This is a genomic window from Streptomyces sp. TG1A-8 (assembly GCF_030499535.1).
Taxonomy (GTDB): Bacteria; Actinomycetota; Actinomycetes; order Streptomycetales; family Streptomycetaceae; genus Streptomyces.
Map to the genome: position 1 here is coordinate 6,951,954 of NZ_JASTLB010000001.1, position 17,650 is coordinate 6,969,603.

Sequence of the window (17,650 nt, forward strand, 5' to 3'; positions counted from 1 at the left end):
CAGGTCGTCCCGTTCGGCGCGGACTCGGGCCAGGTCCTGCTGCTGCTTGGCCGCGCGGTCCCGGACTCCGACTCCGGGAGGGGCGCGCGGGCTTTGACGAGGGCGTTAGAAGAGGCCCTTGAGCCCGGTGTGCTTGGGGGTGAGCTTGTTGCGCCGCAGGCCGGCTTCTGCGGCCAGTGAGACGACGGTCAGTTTGCCGTCGGAGTGCAGCGGGGCGCCGATGAGCAGGCGCACCATGGCGTCGGTGATGGATCGCACCTCCGCGGCGTCCCTGGAGTCCGCGTCGTGGGCGCTGGCGAGGGCCGTGCCGACGAACTGGGCCAGGGCAGCCTCGCCGACCGGTCGGGGCCGGGGCCGTCGGGCGTGCTCATCGCGGTTCCTCGGGGTCTGCTGCGTCCGGCTGCTGTGCGTCGTGACGGCGGATGATCTCGGTGAGGTGGGCCCGGCGCTGCTGTGCGCGGGCCGCGATGGGGTAGGGGTCGAGGCCGGCCTCGGCGGCGGCGTCGATCCGGGTGACCTCGGCCCGTAGGGCGGTGATCTGGCTGTCGATACGGCTGATGTTCGCGCACGCCGACTGGCAACGGGAGTGGTCCGGGGCGCTTCGGCCGCCGTCGCGCGCCCGGTCGCGGTCCGGGTCGCACAGCGTGGTGAACGCGTCGTGATTGCAGGTCAGGAAAAATTTCGGGTCTTCGTAGACCTGGAGGCGCGGGCTGTCGACCAGCGTGCGCAGCTCGCGTTTGCCGAGGTGGGTCCCGGCGTATCGGTCGGAGAACTCCGCGGCCGCGGCGCGGTGGCGGTCGGCGGCCGGTCCGCTGACCGTCTGGCCGGCGGCGATGCGCTCGCCGGCCTCGGTGAGCGTCTCGGCCAGGGCCAGACCCTTGTCCTGGTCCAGGACCTCAAGCATGTCGGCCTTGGAACGGCCGGCGTACGACTCCGACATGGCGGTGGCCGCGTGGCCGTACTGCACCGCGAGGACGATCCGGCGCACAGTTCGACTTTGGCCGGCTGTCCCGTCGGCCGACGTTCGCGACGGGCCTTTCTCCAGGCCGTCAACGTCGGCTCGATCAGGGCCCATCGGGTGTCGGACAGGTCGCTGGGGTACGGCTTGCGCTCGCTCACGGCGCAGCGTGATCATGAATGCGACGAAGGGGCGAGTTCCGCTGGAACTCGGGCGATTCCATGGTGTTTTCAAATCAGACGGGTTTTCGGGTAGGAAGCCGCACGAGACGGACGGTCGAGTGCTCAGCCCTGCGGAGTGCGAATAGTTCCTACCTGACGAAGACATCCAAAGCAAGATGTTGACAAAACTCGCATACCGAAAATCCTATATGAACGTCAACTGAGGGTGCAGAATCGGCGGTTGTCTTCCTGTGGGTGCGGGTGCGGGTGCAGTCCAGGCCGGTACTGAAGGCGGCGATCTGCTCGTCCAGGTGCTTGGCCAGCGCGCTGACCTGTGACTTCGACAACTGGGTGACGCCGGGGGACTCAGCGGGCTTCTCCACTCGGCGGGTGGAGACCCCGAGCAGGTAGGCGGTGGCGACCACGCTGACGAGGGCCTGCTCGGCGCGGCGGCGACGCTCGAGGAGCCAGTGCGGGAAGCAGCTGCCGGACCGGAGCTTGGGAATGGCCAGCTCGACCGTGCCCGCCCGGGTGTCCCGCTCGCGCGGGCGGTAGCCGTTGCGATGGTTGGCGCGCTCGCCGCTGACCCGCCCGTATTCGGCGTTGCAGAGAGCGTCGGCCTCGGCGGACATGAGGGCGTCAGCGAACGTCTTGACCATCGCGCGCAGCAGATCGGGACTCGCCGCGGCGAGGTTCTCCTCGGCGAGGGCGTGCAGGGGCAGACTGTCGGATGCGGTCATCGTGCTGATCTCCTTCAAAGACTTGGTGGTCTTGAAAGGTCAGACGGTGGCCGTTCCCATATCCGGGCACTCACTCCGACGCCGGACCGAACGCCCGGATCAGGCGGGAGCCCGTACACCACCTGCCAGGACGCGACCAGGTGCCGCCAGGCGCACCCGCTGGTGAGGAGGCAAGACCGGTCCGGCGTACTGGCGTGGCCGCCAAAGCTGAGCGGGGAGGACGGCGCGCTGTGTAGCCCGTGCGGCTTGGGACCGACGGCAGCGCCCCGTGCGGCTTCAGCGCACGACAGTGTTCGGTCAGTGCCCGTGGAACTGCGGCGTCGTCTTGCCCAGGAAGGAGCTGACCCCGGTGGAGAAGTCCTCGGTGTGGGCGGTGAATCCGCTGGCGATGCTTTCGAGGATGGCTGACGGTGCGCCTTGGGCGGTGGCGTCGACCAGTTGCTTGGCCACCTGCTGGGCGATCGGCGCGCTGCCGAGCAGGTCGGTGACGTACTGGTCGATCTGGTCGTTCAGCTTCTGGTCGTCGGCGACGGTGTTCACCAGCCCCCAGGTACCCGCGGTGGCCGCGTCGATCTGGCGGCGGGTGAGGATGAGTTCCTTGGCCCGTGAGGCTCCGACCAGCGCGGTGAGTCGTTCGGTGCCGCCCCACCCGGGGATCGTGCCCAGGCCGACCTCGGGCAGGCTGAATCGGGCCTTGGTGTCGGCGATGCGCAGGTCGCAGGCGAGGGCGAGTTCGAGGCCGCCGCCGGCCGCGAGGCCGTCGACGACGGCGATGGTGGGCTGGGGCAAGCGGGCGAGACGGTTGAAGACGCGGTGCCCGATGCTGATCCAGCGCCGCCACATGTCGGCGGGGGAGAGCTGGGAGAAGGCGGCGATGTCGGCGCCGACGCAGAACGCCTTCGAACCGCTGGTCCGCACGAGCACCACTCGGGCCTTGGAGGCGGCGACGGTGTCGAGGTGCTCTTCCAGATCGGCGAGCATCTGCAGGGTCAGTGCGTTGAGTTTCGCGGGCCGGTCGATCAGCACGGTGGTGACCAGGCCGTCATGGCTGTGGCTGACGGTGACGGCGCCGGGGGCGCCGGTGGGGGCCGCGCTGATCATCAGGAGGCCTTCTGCGAGTGCGGGTCGGCGGTGAGGGCCGCGATCCGGGTGTGGGGGGCGACAGGGAGCAGGGTCAGCCCGAGCGGGCTGTGGGCGAACAGAGTGGAGTCCATGGTGGTGAGGTCGTCGCTGACGTGCAGCGGGAACTCCGAGCGGGCCAGGACGTCGTGCTCGAGGTCGACACCCGGGGCGAGTTCGGTGACGGTCAGGCCTTCGGGCCGCAGCCGCAGAACGGCGCGCTCGGTGACGTAGGTGACCTTCTGGCCGTTGGCCAGTGCCCGCTGCCCGGAGAAGGTCGGGGAGGAGACCTTCTTGACGAACTTGGTGTGGGGGCCGTCCTCGCGGATCTGCAGTCCGGAGTCGGTGAGGGCGATGTCGCGGCGACCGGCGGTGAAGGATCCGACGAACACGATCTCGGGGGCTGCCGAGACGATGTCGGCGAAACCGCCGACGCCCGCGGTGACGTGCCGGCGGGCGGCCAGGTGGTGGACGTTGACGGAGCCCTGCTCGTCGATTTCGAGGAAGGAGAGCATCGTGCGGTGGAAACCGCCGCCCTGCAGCAGGGTGAACTGGTCGATGCTCGGCATGATGGCGTCCGGGTTCTGCGCGACTCCGAAGACGAAGTCCAGCAGGGGCACACCGCCGACAGCGCCCTGCTCGATCACCCAGCTGACCGAGCCCGCCAGTCCCTCCTCGACCAAGATGTGCGGCACCAGTGCGGAGACGCCGAAGCCGAGGTTGACGATCTCACCGGAGTGAAGTTCGTGGGCCGCGCGACGGGCGATGACCTTCTCCAGGGAGAACGGGATGGGTTCGAGCTCAGACAGAGGGCGGCGCAGCTGGCCGGAGACGGCCGGGTCGTACCGGGTTTGCGTGGTCTGGAGCTGGTCGGGGGCGAGGACGAGGGCGTCGACGAGGATGCCGGGCACGCGCACGGCCTGGGGGTTCAGACTGCCACCAACGGTGAGCCGCTTGACCTGCGCGATGACGATGCCGCCGTTGTTGTGGGCGGCGTAGGCCAGGTCCAGGGCCCCGAGCGGGGAGGCCTCGTCCTCGAAGGTGAGGTTGCCATGCTCGTCGGCGGTGGTGGCCCGGATGATGGCGACATCGGGGGTGATGGCCTCGAAGTACAGCCATTCCTCACCGTCGAGTTCGGTGCGGCGCACATAGCCGGCGGGGGTGCTGTCGTTCATCCGGCCGCCGGCGATGTCGGGGTCGATGAACGAGCCCATGCCGACCTTGGTGAAGACGCCGGGCTGTTTGGCCGCAGCGGCGCGGTGCATCTGGTAGACGACGCCCGAGGGGAAGTTGTAGGCCTCGACCTCGCCGTTGTCGATCATCTGCCAGATCCGCGGGGGCTCGGCCCGGGAAGGACCGGAGGGGTAGGAGCCGGCCACGACGCGACGGAGCAGACCCGGGCGGGCGATGTGGTCGATCCCCTTGATCCCCGACATGTCGCCGGCCGCGATGGGGTGCAGCGTGGTCAGGTCCCGGGGGGTGGCGGTCTCGGCGAACCGCTCGCCGATGCCGGCCAGGACGGTGTCGGGGCAGTTCAGCCCGGAGGAGGAGTTGACGGTGACGACGTCGCCGTCGGCGATCAGGTCAGCCGCTTGGCGGCCGGTGAGGACAGGGGGGGTGCGCATGGGGTACTCCGTCAGTAGCTATCGGGTTCGTGCAGGTTTCCTGCCCTAGCAGCTTTCGGCCGGCGTCTCTGGGTCAGGCTGCTGACCGGCCCGTTCAGGGATCTGCCGCAGCGCCTCGGCGGCGGCCTGGGCGACGTCGGCCGGGGGAGTGGCCCACCAGCGGTCGCTGAGCACCTCCACCTCGATCATGCCGCCGTAGCCGACCGACCGGGTGAGCTCGACGAACCCGGGCATGTCGATGTGGCCGTCGCCGGGCATGCCGCGGCTGGAGAGCTGGCCCTGGATGGGTAGCACCCAGTCGGCGAGCTGCACCGAGTACAGAGAGTCCGCGGCCCGCTTGAGCAGGTCGGGCAGCGCGATGTCCCACCAGACGTGGTAGGTGTCCACGGTCAGGCCGACCCAGGGGGAGGCGAAGCGTTCGACGAGGTCGACGGCCTCGCCGAGCGAGGTGATCGCGGATCGGTCGGCGGCCATCATCGGGTGCATGGGCTCGATGGCCAGACGTACGCCGGCGCCGCCGGCATGGTCGAGCAGCGCGGCGATGCCGTCGGCGATCTGCGCGCGGGCCCCGGCCTGGTCACGGTCGTGGGCGGGGCCGCAGACCAGGACCAGGCAGTCGGCGCCAAGGGTGTGGGCCTCGTCAATGGCGCGCAGGTTGTCGTCGTGAGTCCGGGCGCGTTGCTCGGCGGTCGGCTGGGGGAACATACCGCCGCGGCATACGCTGGTCACCCGGAGGTCCGCGGTCCTGGCGTGGCGGGCGGCTTGGGCGGCGCCGATGCCGGTGTAGCTGTCGCGCCACAGCCCGATGCCTCCGAAGCCGTGTGCGGCGGCGAGTGCGACCAGCTCGGGCAGGGACGCGGAGCGCACGGTGATCGAGTTGAGGCTGCAGTGGGTCAGGTCCATTGTGATCAGCCGATTCCGTGGGCGGAGAAGTACGCGGCGGCGCGGCGGGCGGTGAAGTCGGGGTCGGTGAAGTAGCCGGTCGCGTCCGCGGCACGGACCAGGTCGCCGAGGTGACCGAGGCTGCGGCCGGTCTCGAAGCCGCCGATCATCCGGAAGTGGTCCTGTGCTCCGTTGAGATAGGACAGCCAGGCGACACCGATCTTGTAGAAGCGGGTCGGGGCGGCGAAGACCAACTGCGACAGAGGCTCGGTGGGCGCGAGAATCTCACGGAAACCGGGTTCGTCGCCGGCGTCGAGGCGGGCCAGGGCTGCGGCGGCATGTCGTCCCACGACGGCGAACGCGCCGAGCAGGGCGTCGCTGTGGTGGTGGCCGTCACCAGCGATCAGGTCGGTGTAGTGGTAGTCGTCTCCGGTGAACAGGTGCACGCCGGCGGGCAGGCGGCGGCGCAGCTCGCCCTCCAGGTCCGCGTCCAGCAGCGACATCTTGATACCGCGGACCGTTCCGGCGTGCGCGGTGATCAGGTCGGTGACCACGTCCATCGCTTTGAGGGGGTCGCTGTGACCCCAGTAGCCGGCGAGTGCGGGGTCGAACATCTCCCCCAGCCAGTGCAGGACAACGGGGCGCGTCGCGTGCTTGAGCACCGCGTCGTAGACGGAGACGTAGTCCTCGGGTCCTGAGGCGGCACGGACCAGGTTCCGGCTGGCCATGAGGACTACTTCTCCGCCGAGACCCTCGATCTCGCTGAGCTGCTCCAGGTAGGCGTCGCGGACCGTGGACAGGTCGTCCGCCTCGGCCGGGAGCTGGTCGGTGGCGATGCCGACGACGACCTTCGCACCGCGGGTGCGAGCCTCGGCGACGGTGCGGCGGGCCAACTCGCGCGCCGCGGGCCAGTCCAGGCCCATCCCCCGCTGGGCGGTGTCCATCGCCTCGGCGACCCCCAGGCCCAGGTCCCACAGCCGGTGTCGTAGGTGCAGCGTGGCGTCCCAGTCGATCTGGTCGGGGCCGCCCGTCGCGTCGGCCCGCAGCGGGTCGGCGACGATGTGGGCGGCGGCGTAGGCCAGCCGACTGGTCGAGGGATCGGCATGCGTCGGCAGTGCCTCGGGCTCACCGAGGATGTGCCGTCCGATGCTCCCGTCAGCGGAGGGCAAAAAGATGATCGACATAAATCTCCAGTAACCGGTTACTTGTACCGACCTCAGTGACGGTATACGGTCCCGGCAACCTCTACAAGGGGTCGACATCTGGACGCTCATACGCGAGTATCCGGTTACTTGACCCGCGTGGGGCCTGCTGATTTCGTCCCTGTAAACGCGCCACGGAAGGTGTGAATCCATGACTTCCAACCCCGATGTCACGCGCCGCACGGCGGACTCGCCCGGCAGCGGAGGCCTGGCCGGCCGCACTGCGGTGGTGACCGGCGGCTCGGGCGGCATCGGCTCGGCCATCGTGCGCGCCCTGGCCCGTCAGGGAGTGACGGTGGCCGTCGCCGACACCGACGAGCAGGCCGAGGCACTGGCCTGCGAGGTCGGCGGATTCGCCGTCGTCGGCGACCTGACCGACCCGGAGATGCCCGGTCGGCTCGTCGACCAGGTGACCGAGCGGACGGGATCGCTCGACATACTGGTCAACGCCGCCGGCATCCAGGTCCGCACGGCCGCGGTCGACATCAGTGCCGAGGACTGGGACCGGCTGGTGTCGATCAACCTGACCGCCGCCTACCGGCTCGTCCAGGCCGCGGCCAAGCCCCTGGCTGCCATCGGCGGCTCGATCGTGAACATCGTGTCGCTCTCGGCCGACCGGGCGGTCCCCGGCATCGTGCCCTACGGCGCGACCAAGGCCGCTTTGCTGCAGCTCACCAAGGGCCTCGCCGTGGAACTCGGGCCTTCGGGCATCCGGGTCAACGCCGTCGCACCGGGCTATGTGACCACGGCCATGACCGCCGCGGTCCTCGACCAGCCCGACTTCCGCGAACGCGTCCTGACCCGTGTTCCGCTGGGCCGCCTCGCCGACGGCGGCGACATCGCCGACGTCGTCGCCTTCCTCGCCTCCGACGCCGCGCGCTACATGACCGGGACCGTGCTCCCCGTCGACGGCGGCTACTCGATCACATGAGTGCCCCGCCCGCACCGGCACACAGCCGCAGCGGCGCGCTGCGTGTGCTCATCGCGCCCGACTCCTTCAAGGGCAGCGCGGACGCAACCGAGGTCGCGGCCGCACTCGCCGAAGGATGGCGCCGCGAACGGGGCGACGACGAGCTGATTGTCCTGCCCCAGGCCGACGGCGGCGAAGGCACCGCCGAGGCAATCAGCGCCGCAGTGCCCGGCGCTGTCTGGTACGACGCAGGGCCTGTCCCGGGTCCGGACGGTGCGCCTGTCGCCGGCCGCTGGCTTCAGCTGCCCGACGGCACCGCGGTCGTCGAACTCGCCCAGATGTGCGGGCTTCCCCTGCTGCGCTCCTCCGACCCCACCGGGGCGACGACCCGGGGACTGGGCGACGTCGTCCGGGCCGCGATCGAAGCCGGCGCAAGAGCGGTGTGCATCACGCTGGGCGGCTCCGCCTCCACCGACGGCGGTGCCGGAGCCCTCACCGGACTGGGTGCCCGGCTGCTCGACCGGCACGGACAGCCGGTGCCCGCCGGCGGTACCGCGCTGGCCCAGCTGCACCGGGTCGACGTCCGCGATCTCGTACCACCCCCGCCCGACGGCGTCGAACTACTCGTCGACACCCGTGCCGTGCTCACCGGGCCGTCCGGGGCCGCGCACGTCTTCGGACCGCAAAAGGGCGCCACACCCGCACAGGTCGCCGAGCTCGACGCCGCCCTGACCCACTACGCCCGTGTCCTCGGCACCGTCCTGCACGCCGATCCCCGCCAACCCGGCAGCGGCGCCGCCGGAGGAAGCGGCTTCGGGCTCGCCGCATGGGGCGGCTGCATCGTCGACGGCGCCACCCGCATCGCCGATCTCACCGGCCTGGCCACCATATTGCCCACCTGCGACGTCGTCGTCACCGGCGAGGGCTGCTACGACCGCACCTCCGCCACCGGCAAGCTGGTCGGGGCTTTGCTGGAACGCGCCGACCGGCACGGTGTGGCCAGTGTGGTCGTCGCGGGACGCCTCGACGCAGCCCCACCCGGTCTCGGCGTCGACCTCAGCCGGCTGGCCGGCTCCGGCCGCGCCGCCATGGACGACCCCACACGGTGGCTCCGCCGGGCCGGCACCGACGCCGCCCGCCGCACCAGCACCGGCCGCAAAGCCGCGAACACCCCGCAGCCGGCATCCGACACGCCTGCTGAACCCCCCGCGCTCGCCGTTCGAACGACCCACGCACAGAGAGATCAATGACGATGACTCAACCCGTTCAGGTCGACGCCCACGACTCACCACCCCATGACCACCAGGTCACCACGACCGACCTTCGCCGGGCCGCCTGGGCCAGCTCGATCGGCAGCGCTTTGGAGTACTACGACTTCGCGCTCTACAGCCTGGCCTCGGCCTTGGTCTTCAGCCCGCTGTTCTTCCCCAGCGCCAACCCCACCACCGGGCTGATCCTCAGTTTCAGCACCTACTTCATCGGCTTCGCAGCCCGCCCCCTGGGCGGCATCATCTTCGGCCGTCTCGGCGACCGCTTGGGCCGCAAATTCGTCCTCATGGCCACGGTGGCCATGATGGGAGCGGCCAGCACACTCATAGGATTCCTGCCCACCTACCACGACAACCCCGACGACTGGTACGGCGGAGCCGGCATCCTCGCACCCATCCTGCTGATCCTCCTGCGCGTCGTGCAGGGCCTGGGCGCGGGAGCAGAAATGGCCGGTGCCTCGATCCTGATGACCGAATACGCCCCACGGCACCGCCGTGGCTTCATCGCCTCCCTGCCCTTCATGGGCGTCCAGATCGGCACTGTGGTCGCCGCAGCGATCTACTTCCTGCTCTACCACGCCGGCAAGGACACCGTCACCACCACGTGGCTGTGGCGCATCCCCTTCCTGGCCAGCATCCTCATCATCGCCGTCGCGATCTGGCTGCGCCTGCGCCTCAAGGAATCCCCCACCTTCCAAAAGCTCGAGGCTCGCGACCAGGTCGCCGAACGTCCGCTGCGCGAGCTGCTCACCCACTCCTGGCCCACCCTGCTGCGCGGCATCGGTCTGCGCATGGCCGAGAACGGCAGCTCCTCGATCTACCAGGCCCTCGCCATCGCCTACGTCACCACCGCCGCCGTCGGCGTCGAAGGACCGATCGGCGCACTGTCCCTGGTCTTCGCCGCCACCCTCGGCGCAGTAGTCGTCCCCATGGCCGGTGCGCTGACCGACAAGTTCGGCCGCGTGCGTGTCTACCGCGCCTTCGCGCTGTTCCAGCTGCTGGCCGCATTCCCGATCTGGTGGGCCCTGAGCAAGGGATCCACCGTGACCACGATCGTCGTCCTCTCCCTGGCACTGGGCATCGGTACCTGGGGCATGTTCGGCTCCCAGAGCGCCTTCATGACCGAGCTGTTCGGCGCGCGCCACCGCTACCTCGGCGTCTCCGTGGCCCGTGAGGTCTCGGCCGTGCTCTCCGGCGGGCTCGCCCCGCTCATCGGCGCCGGCATCATGGCCGCAGTCGTCTCCACCGACGGCGGCTCCTCCGCCGACGGTGCCGGACTCGGCTCCTGGGTGTGGCTCGCCGGCTACACCGCCCTGCTGTGCGCGATCACCGTGGCTACCAGCTTCGTCACGCCCGAACCGGCCGGCCGCGACCTCGACGATCCCCGCGACGCTCTCGCCGCTCAACGCGAGTCGTCATGAGCACCATGACTCACGCACGTCCCCACTTACGAAACAACAGCGCCCCACCGACGCACCAGCCGGTGGGGCGCTGCACCGGCACACGGCCCAGCATCCCGAGGTGAGCGATGTCTCCAGCGAGATACGATTCCGGCGGGGCGGGACAGGCACCCCGCCGGACAGTCAGAGGGAGGCAGCGCGTGACAAGCGGTGCGACGCAGCCCGAGGAGGCGCGCAAACCCACCATCCGCACCGTCGCCGCTGCGGCAGGCGTGTCCACCGCCACCGTCTCACGCGTGATGAGCAACGTCTCCACGGTCAACCCCGAACTGGCCGAGCGTGTACGCCGCGTCGCTGAACAGCTCTCCTACCGGCCTAGCGAAGCCGCACGCAACCTCGCCCTCGGAGCCCTGCGCAACATCGGCGTCCTCATGCCCGACCTCCGCAACGCCTACTTCCACGACATCGTCAAGAGCATGCACGACGTCGCCACCGACTCCGGCTTCCGCATGCTGATCGCCGACCACTCCGGCGATCCCCGCGACGAGTACGCCGCGGCCCTGGACCTGATGGGGCACATCGACGGCCTCGCGCTGCTCTCCTCACGCATCGCATTGCCTGAACTGCGTGCACTCGCCCGCCAGTCCATACCGGTCGTCCTGGTCAACCGAGTCGAGCCCGGTGTCGACCTGCCCATGGTCGGCGTCGACGCCTTCACCGCGATGCTCGAGATCTGCGCCCACCTGGCCGGACTCGGTCACCGCCGGGTCGTCTACCTGTCCGGGTCGGAGCTGTCCTGGATCGACCGGGAGCGCTGGCGCGGCGTGCAAGCCGGCGAGCGCGTCCTCGGCCTTCGCGCGACCCGGGTCGAGTCCGACGGGACCATCGAGACCAGCTATGAGGCCGTCGAGCAGGCCCTTGAGCACAACCCCACCGCGGTGATCTGTTTCAACGACCTCTCTGCCATCGGAGCCATCTCCAAACTCCGTGAGCTCGGACTCGACGTACCCGGCGACATCTCCGTCACCGGTTTCGACGACGTCGTCATCGGACAACACATGCTCCCCGCCCTGACCACCGCCAGCAGCTCCCGGATCGACCTCGGCAGACAGGCGTGGAAACTGCTGCACGCATCTCTGCAAAAGCGCGACCTCAGCGAAACAACCCTCCTGCTCCCAGCGAAACTGGTGGTCCGGCAATCCACCGGCACGGCCAAAACCGGCTCCTGAAGTTTCCCCGTGATCTTGGACATGTGATCGTTGTGCCGCGAGGGTGTGCTGGTGTCGTTGTCCGGTCCCGGCCGGGGTGAGGTAGCCGAAGGTCTTGTGTTTGCGCAGGCGGTGGCGGTTGTGGAAGGTCCCGATGAGGGAGAAGACCTCGGCGCGGGCGGTGGCACGGCCGGGCCGGGTGCCAGTGCCGATCCCTTCCTTGAGCAGGGCCCAGAAGCTTTCCGCGGCGGCGTTGTCGAAGCATGATCCGGTGCGTCCGCAGCTCTGCCGCAGCCCCAGCTTCCCTATTCGGTCACGGAGCTGGGCCGACGTGTACTCACCGCCGCGATCGCTGTGAACCACGCACCCGGGCTCGAGTCCGCTCCGGCCGTGGGTCATGTCGAGCGCGTCGACGACGAGTTCGGCACGGCGATGGTCGGCCATGGCGTAGCCGACGGCTCGCGGGTGGCCAGGTCCGGCCGGCGGGCGAGGGAGAGCCAGCCCTCCGCGGCGGGCCAGGGCTGATTCAAAGTCCTGGTGATCACGAAGCGTTGCTGGTCACGGAGGTGTGACGGGGTGGCCGGTGGGCCGTCACGAAGACAACGAGGCTCCAGTTGACGGGGTGACCTACCAAGTCGCCCTGTATCACCGGAGCCTCGATGTGCCGCCAGTCTGCCACTGTCTGCCTGACCAAGTCGCCCTCGCCGCGCCAGCGTGAACTGCCCGACGTCGCCGAGCGGTTGGCGACACTGCTCGACCTGCGCGACCGCCGTGGCCGTCGGCACTCGCTGGTGTCGGTCCTGCTCACCGCGGCCTGCGCGGTGCTGGCCGGGGCCCGCTCCTACCTGGCCATCGGCCAGTGGGCGCGCAATGCCCCGCAGGACTGTCTCGCCCGTCTCGGCATCCCGTCCCGGGGCCCGCTCGGCATCCGGCGCGCGCCTGCCACATCCACGATCCGCCGTGTGCTCACCCTGGTGTGCCCCGGCGGGCTGGCCGATCTGCTCGGCTCCGCCCCGGTCGGCGCCGAGCAGGTGGCCGTGGACGGCAAGACCGCCCGCGGCTCGCGCACCGACACCGACGACGCCGTTCACCTGCTGTCTGCCCTGACCGGCTCCGGACGCGTGGTCTCCCAGCTCCCGGTGCCGGACAAGACCACCGAGGTCACCGCCCTGCCCGCGCTGCTGGCGCCCTTCGACCTGATCGGCTGCACGGTCACCGCCGACGCGCTGCACACCAGCCGCGAACAGGCCCGCTACCTGGTACAGGAGAAGAAGGCCCATTTCGTGCTCGTGGTCAAGCGCAACCAGCCGCGCCTGCACACCGCGCTGCGCGCCCTGCCGTGGAAGGAATGCACCGCGGTGCGCCACGACCGCGAGCAGGGACACGGCCGGCACGAGACCCGCTCGGTGCGTGCGCTGACCGTCACCGGCCTCGGCCTGGACTTCCCGCACGTCGCGCAGGCCGTGAAGATCCACCGTTACCGCACCGACGTCAAGAGCGGGAAGACCACCCGGCAGACGGTCTATGCGATCACCGACATGACCTCCCGTCAGGCATCCCCGCAGCATCTCGGGCAACTCGCCCGCGCACACTGGGGCATCGAGTCCGTGCACCACGTCAGAGATACAACCTTCGCCGAGGACGCATCCAAGGTCCGCACCGGGCACGGCCCGGCGAACATGGCCACACTGCGGAACCTCGCGGTCAACACGCTCCGCGACGCCGGTCACCGCAGCATCGCCGCCGGGCTACGGCAGGTTTCCTACGCGCCCTTCACTCACCCGCTCGACCTGCTCGGACTCGCTTGACCTGCACCGATACATGATCACCAGGACTTTGAATCAGCCCTGCGCGGCGGGCAGGTGGGTGATGTCTCCGGCCGGCCTGGTCCCGGGGCGCTTCGGCGTGGAAGTCGCGGCCGGTCAGGTCCGGAGCCGGCTTCGCCTTCGCATCCGGCCGGGTCAGCGAACGCCGCCCGTGCCGGGTGACGCCGCGGATGTCGCGCTCACGCATCACGGGGGCGGCGCGCTTGCGGTTCACCCGCCGGCCCGGTCGGCGCAGTTCGGCGTGGATGCGCGGGACACCATGGGTGTGCCGGGAAGCGATGTGCGGCACGGTGATCTCGTGCGCGAGCGTGTCATCGGCGGCCTGCCGGGCACGGCGGGCGGCCTCGCCCTCGCACCGGGCGTAGGAAGAGGAGCGGACGGCCTTCAGCACCCGGCACGGCAGGACGATCGGGTAATTCGCCTTCTCCACGTGGGTCAACCGGTACAGCTCGCTCACCGGCCATTCTCCCTTACGAAGAAGGCCGTCGCTTTTTTCAGGATCTCGATCGTCTGCTGCTGTTCGCGGACCTGGACGTTCACCGTCGGATGGACATCACGCCGTACTCGATGACGATTGCCTCGCGAGGGGGCGAGTGGGCGGACGGGCCGCACCAGGCACCAGAACGGGCTTGTCGCTCCTGAGGGCGTCCACCGCTGACTGTCGGGAAGTTGCGCAGGCTGTGGGGGTGACGGTGGCCAGGGGGTTTTCAGAGCGGCGGCGCGCACCCCCTTGACGCGTGTGCACCGTCCGCGCCCTGTGAACGCCCTCTGGAAAGTCGGGTGGCGTTCCTCGGTAGCGGGCGTGCTCCAACTCCCCTCCTTCTCGGTGTTTTACAGAGACACAGTGCAATGTACCCAGAATATTCGCCCGACTCCTGCTGGAAGTTGGGTACGCCGTCGAGGCGTATGTTGCCTTCTGGGTGAACAGTGCACCCGGCGGCGAGGGAGGTCTTCGCCGCGTGTTGCCTTGTACGAAGGAGCGGACATGGCAGGGTTCATACGCGGGCGCCGACAGTGGCGCCTTGCGGCGGGGACGGCGGTGGTGGGCGCGATCGCGGCGGTCACGCTGGCGCCGGCCTCCGCATCGGCTCAGGAGGATCACCAGTCTACGGCGGCCCACAAGATCGGCCACGTGTGGACGATCATCCTGGAGAACAAGTCTTACGAGGCCACCTTCACCGGCCTGAACCAGAACAGCTACCTCTGGAAGACGCTCCCCTCCTACGGTGAGTTGCTGACCCAGTACTACGGAACCGGGCACTACAGCCTGGACAACTACATCAGCCTCGTGTCGGGACAGGCGCCGACGCCGGACAACCAGAACGACTGTCCGCGGTACAAGGACGTCACGCCCGGCACCCCGGCAGCCGACGGCCAGGTCAACGCCTCCTCGGGCTGTGTGTACCCGTCCTCGGTGAAGACGCTGTTCAACCAGCTCGACTCCAAGAAGATCCCGTGGAAGGTGTACGCCCAGGACATGGGCAACATCCCCAGCCGGGATAACGCCTACCAGTGCGGCATCCCCGGCAACCCGGCCGGCGACGGGGTGCCCGCCCCGGGCGCCGCCACCGCTGCCGACCAGTACGTGCCCAAGCACAACCCGGCGGCCTGGTTCCACTCGCTGACCGACCACCCGAGGGACTGCGCCAACGTCGTTCCGCTGGACGGCCTGCCCGCCAGTGCCGGCCACGCCGCGAAGTCCGGCCTGGCACAGGACCTGAAGAGCGAGAAGACCACACCGCGCTTCTCCTGGATCAGCCCGAACAACTGCTCCGACGCGCACGACGCGACCTGCAAGGGCGACAACCTCTCCGGCGACCCGGACAACCACCAGGGCGGCCTGTACGCCTCGGACAAGTTCCTGGAGAAGGTCATCCCCGAGATCATGGCCTCGCCGGCGTACCAGCACGACGGCATGATCCAGATCGTCTTCGACGAGGCGTTCCCGCCCTACAAGATGTACGGCAACTCCATCGCCGACTACACCGGCAACTCCGACACGTCACTGAACACCCCCACCGACACGGCACAGTCGGTCGTGGCGTGCTGCAACGAGCTGCCCGGTCCGAACACCACCCAGCCCGGCTTCCAGGCGTTCGGACAGGACACCACACCAGGTGGCGGCATCACCGGCGCGGTCTTCCTGTCCCGCTACATCAAGCCCGGTTCCGTCAGCGAGCAGCCCTACAACCACTACTCCTGGCTGCGCAGCATGGAGGACCTGTTCGGCATCCGCCACGGCGGCACGGACGGCCACGGCCACCTCGGCTACGCCGCCGCCGACGGGCTGCGGCCCTTCGGCGCCGACGTCTACAACAACCCCTCGGGCAAGGCCCTGCCCCCGGCGGCGTCGGGCAGCATCGTCTACCCGGCCGTGGCCCGGATCGACGACCCCGAACACCCCATCGTCCACACCAAGCCCTGACCCGGGCACCCGCTCCCGAAGGAAATGACCCGCCGCTGATGACCGCTGTGCGCTCCGCGGCACCACGCCGGGCCGGCAACCGCCGGCCCGGCCCGTGGCGCCCCCGCCCCACCTGTCCCCGGACCATCCTGGCCACGCTCGTCTGCGTCGCCTTCGCCTTGACCGGCTGCAGTTCCCCCAACAGGCCGCAGACCGACGACGCGGCGGACACCGTCCACAAACTGGGCGCCGTCCCCATCCCCAGCCCCCCGACCGCCCAGGCCACCCCCACCGCCGGCGAAAACCACCTGCAACTCGTGGTCATGGGCGACTCCGTACGTGCCGAACTGCCCGGCACCACCGCAGTGGTGACCGCCGGCGGCCCCAGCGAGGAACCGATCGCCAAACCCAGCGGCGTACCCGACCACGCCGTCGGCACCATCACCGTCACCGTCCGCGACGCCACCAGGCCGCTCACCCTGCACACCACCGACTTCAGCTCACGCGACGAGAACGGCACCGCCATCCATCTTGCCGCGCGCGGCCCCGCCACCGTCACCGCCCGCCCCGGACAGGCCGTGACGCTGACCCTGGTCGGCACCTACGAGGCCGGCGCCGCCGAACTCACTTGGCGCCACGCCGGCAAAGCCGTCGCCATCTGGGATTTCAACATCGAACTCGACTGACCGTTACCCCCCGGGCCATCCCGAGCCTGAAGGAGATCTACGCCGACGTTGCGCCGGATCCCGACGTCGATGAGGCGCGGGGGAGGTCCGGCCCGAGTTCCACCCGGGTGACGGCTCGTGGCCGTGTCGCGGTGCACTGCCAGTGGTCGCTGGCTTCGAGATGGACGACAAAACCGGGGCCGGAGGACTGAGAGCCGGGCCCAAGCTCGGCTCAAGCTTGTTGCGGGCAGGCGCCGAGCGCGTCCCCGCGCGTGTGGACCGGGGCCATCCGGCACGGTGGCGGCGTGGAGCTCTCTTGGGCGGAGCATTGCGTTACCCCGGTATCCGAAAAATTCGGTTCCCGAGTACCCGGAGGAGTTCCGGAGGGAGGCCGTCGCGCTGTATCGCGCGGGCGGCGGCAAGCGCGCGTACGCGGCCGTGGCTGCCGAGTTCGGGATCACCGGGGAGACACTGCGCACGTGGGTCCGCAAGGACACTGGGGCGGGCGTGTCGGCCGTCCGGGGCGGAAATGGCCCGGAGAGTCAGGCCGATGAGCTGGCTCGGCTGCGGGCCGAGAGCTCCAGGCTGCCGAAGGCCGAGAAGGAGTGGCAGGTGGAGCGTGAGATCCTGCGCCGGGCGGCCGCCTGTTTCGCCAGGGAGGTGAAGTGAAGACCCGCCGCTGGGACTTCATCTCCGGCCACCGCGCCGGCTTCGGCGTCAAGCGGCTGTGCCGGGTCCTGAAGGTCTCTCGCTCCGGCTACTACCGGCATCGGGCCACCGAAGAGGTCCGCGTCGAACGCCGGGCCCGCGAGGCGGCGGTCGCCGAGATCCGTGCCATCCACCCCGAGCACCGGGGCGCTTACGGCGCCCCGCGGGCCCACGCCGAGCTGAGGGCCCGGGGACGAAGATCGACCGCAAACGCGTCACACGGCTGATGCGCACCCATCAGATCATCGGACGCCGCCCGCGCCGCACCAGGCGAACGACGATCGCGGACAAGACGGCCCCGCCGCCCGCCTCTTCGGCGCCCAGGAGCAGGGTGCCAGCGACGCCCGGTTCCAGGAGATCACAGCCGAAGGACTCAAGGAGGTGTACTTCCAGGACGGCGGCCGCCGCGCCGGAAGCCTGGAAGAGGCCCGGTTCACCGACATCGAACACCTCGAGCTAGACCTGTAGCCACTGCGCCCCGAACAGCACGCGAGCCCTGGATGTGACTGAGGGCTTCACTTGGCGGGTGAGCACTTGGGTGGCGAGGCTGAGCATCGTGCCGCGGTCGGGGAAG

15 protein-coding genes and 5 pseudogenes are annotated in these 17,650 nt (G+C 69.7%); 10 read left to right on the forward strand and 10 right to left on the reverse strand.

Annotated features, from left to right (window positions below; translation table 11 throughout):
* Positions 1–105: 105 nt before the first annotated feature.
* From QQY24_RS31005 to QQY24_RS31040, 8 genes and pseudogenes are all read right to left on the reverse strand, one after another.
* Complete coding sequence (locus QQY24_RS31005; protein WP_301975975.1) at positions 106–258, reverse strand: hypothetical protein; 153 nt, start codon at positions 256–258, stop codon at positions 106–108.
* 109 nt (positions 259–367) lie between these two features.
* Entirely contained in the window at positions 368–988 is a 621-nt protein-coding gene (locus QQY24_RS31010; protein ID WP_301976436.1) for a hypothetical protein, read from the reverse strand.
* Positions 988–1,119, reverse strand: a pseudogene (locus tag QQY24_RS31015) (transposase); the annotation flags it as partial. The gene QQY24_RS31010 and the pseudogene QQY24_RS31015, both read right to left, overlap by 1 nt.
* A 287-nt stretch (positions 1,120–1,406) precedes the next feature.
* A pseudogene (locus QQY24_RS31020) lies at positions 1,407–1,859 on the reverse strand (transposase); the annotation flags it as partial.
* Between the two features lie 297 nt (positions 1,860–2,156).
* Positions 2,157–2,960 (reverse strand): enoyl-CoA hydratase/isomerase family protein, encoded by an 804-nt coding sequence (locus tag QQY24_RS31025; RefSeq protein WP_301975976.1) that lies wholly within the window; start codon positions 2,958–2,960, stop codon positions 2,157–2,159.
* On the reverse strand, positions 2,960–4,603 hold the full coding sequence (locus QQY24_RS31030; protein WP_301975977.1) for an acyl CoA:acetate/3-ketoacid CoA transferase: 1,644 nt from the start codon (positions 4,601–4,603) through the stop codon (positions 2,960–2,962). Before QQY24_RS31030 ends, QQY24_RS31025 begins: the two co-directional genes overlap by 1 nt.
* Positions 4,604–4,648: 45 nt before the next feature.
* The gene (locus QQY24_RS31035; protein ID WP_301975978.1) at positions 4,649–5,506 is read right to left on the reverse strand and encodes a sugar phosphate isomerase/epimerase; all 858 of its coding nucleotides are present in this window, start codon (positions 5,504–5,506) and stop codon (positions 4,649–4,651) included.
* 5 nt (positions 5,507–5,511) lie between these two features.
* On the reverse strand, positions 5,512–6,669 hold the full coding sequence (locus tag QQY24_RS31040) for a dihydrodipicolinate synthase family protein (RefSeq protein WP_301975979.1): 1,158 nt from the start codon (positions 6,667–6,669) through the stop codon (positions 5,512–5,514).
* A gap of 169 nt (positions 6,670–6,838) precedes the next feature.
* Here QQY24_RS31040 and QQY24_RS31045 point away from each other — a divergent pair, with 169 nt between their 5' ends.
* The 4 genes from QQY24_RS31045 (at position 6,839) to QQY24_RS31060 (ending at position 11,494) form a co-directional block, all read left to right on the forward strand.
* The gene (locus tag QQY24_RS31045; protein ID WP_301975980.1) at positions 6,839–7,618 is read left to right on the forward strand and encodes an SDR family NAD(P)-dependent oxidoreductase; all 780 of its coding nucleotides are present in this window, start codon (positions 6,839–6,841) and stop codon (positions 7,616–7,618) included.
* Positions 7,615–8,847, forward strand: coding sequence for a glycerate kinase (locus QQY24_RS31050; RefSeq protein ID WP_301975981.1), 1,233 nt, complete (start codon positions 7,615–7,617; stop codon positions 8,845–8,847). The genes QQY24_RS31045 and QQY24_RS31050 overlap by 4 nt, the downstream gene beginning before the upstream one ends.
* A gap of 2 nt (positions 8,848–8,849) precedes the next feature.
* A complete protein-coding gene (locus QQY24_RS31055; protein ID WP_301975982.1) occupies positions 8,850–10,286 on the forward strand; it encodes an MFS transporter in 1,437 nt (478 codons plus the stop codon).
* A gap of 179 nt (positions 10,287–10,465) precedes the next feature.
* Positions 10,466–11,494 (forward strand): LacI family DNA-binding transcriptional regulator, encoded by a 1,029-nt coding sequence (locus tag QQY24_RS31060; protein WP_301975983.1) that lies wholly within the window; start codon positions 10,466–10,468, stop codon positions 11,492–11,494.
* A gap of 300 nt (positions 11,495–11,794) precedes the next feature.
* On the opposite strand, the pseudogene QQY24_RS34905 reads toward QQY24_RS31060, so the two are convergent.
* A pseudogene (locus tag QQY24_RS34905) lies at positions 11,795–11,917 on the reverse strand (IS3 family transposase); the annotation flags it as partial.
* Here QQY24_RS34905 and QQY24_RS31065 point away from each other — a divergent pair.
* Together QQY24_RS31065 and QQY24_RS31070 are read left to right on the forward strand one after the other, a co-directional pair.
* Entirely contained in the window at positions 11,864–11,998 is a 135-nt protein-coding gene (locus QQY24_RS31065; RefSeq protein ID WP_301975984.1) for a hypothetical protein, read from the forward strand. The pseudogene QQY24_RS34905 and the gene QQY24_RS31065 overlap by 54 nt on opposite strands.
* A 134-nt stretch (positions 11,999–12,132) precedes the next feature.
* Positions 12,133–13,281, forward strand: a complete 1,149-nt coding sequence (locus tag QQY24_RS31070; RefSeq protein ID WP_301975985.1) for an ISAs1 family transposase — start codon at positions 12,133–12,135, stop codon at positions 13,279–13,281.
* Here the strand turns inward: QQY24_RS31070 and QQY24_RS31075 are convergent.
* Positions 13,247–13,756 carry an IS3 family transposase gene (locus tag QQY24_RS31075; RefSeq protein WP_367658027.1) on the reverse strand — a complete coding sequence of 170 codons (510 nt, stop codon included), beginning with the start codon at positions 13,754–13,756 and terminating at the stop codon, positions 13,247–13,249. The genes QQY24_RS31070 and QQY24_RS31075 overlap by 35 nt on opposite strands.
* Before the next feature lie 528 nt (positions 13,757–14,284).
* Between QQY24_RS31075 and QQY24_RS31080 the strand changes: the two genes are divergently transcribed.
* From QQY24_RS31080 to QQY24_RS31095, 4 genes and pseudogenes are all read left to right on the forward strand, one after another.
* On the forward strand, positions 14,285–15,724 hold the full coding sequence (locus tag QQY24_RS31080; RefSeq protein WP_301975986.1) for an alkaline phosphatase family protein: 1,440 nt from the start codon (positions 14,285–14,287) through the stop codon (positions 15,722–15,724).
* A 38-nt stretch (positions 15,725–15,762) separates the two neighbouring features.
* Positions 15,763–16,389 carry a hypothetical protein gene (locus QQY24_RS31085; protein ID WP_301975987.1) on the forward strand — a complete coding sequence of 209 codons (627 nt, stop codon included), beginning with the start codon at positions 15,763–15,765 and terminating at the stop codon, positions 16,387–16,389.
* Between the two features lie 306 nt (positions 16,390–16,695).
* Positions 16,696–17,377 (forward strand): annotated as a pseudogene (locus tag QQY24_RS31090) (IS3 family transposase); the annotation flags it as partial.
* Positions 17,377–17,544, forward strand: a pseudogene (locus QQY24_RS31095) (XRE family transcriptional regulator); the annotation flags it as partial. The pseudogenes QQY24_RS31090 and QQY24_RS31095, both read left to right, overlap by 1 nt.
* Positions 17,545–17,650: the final 106 nt, after the last annotated feature.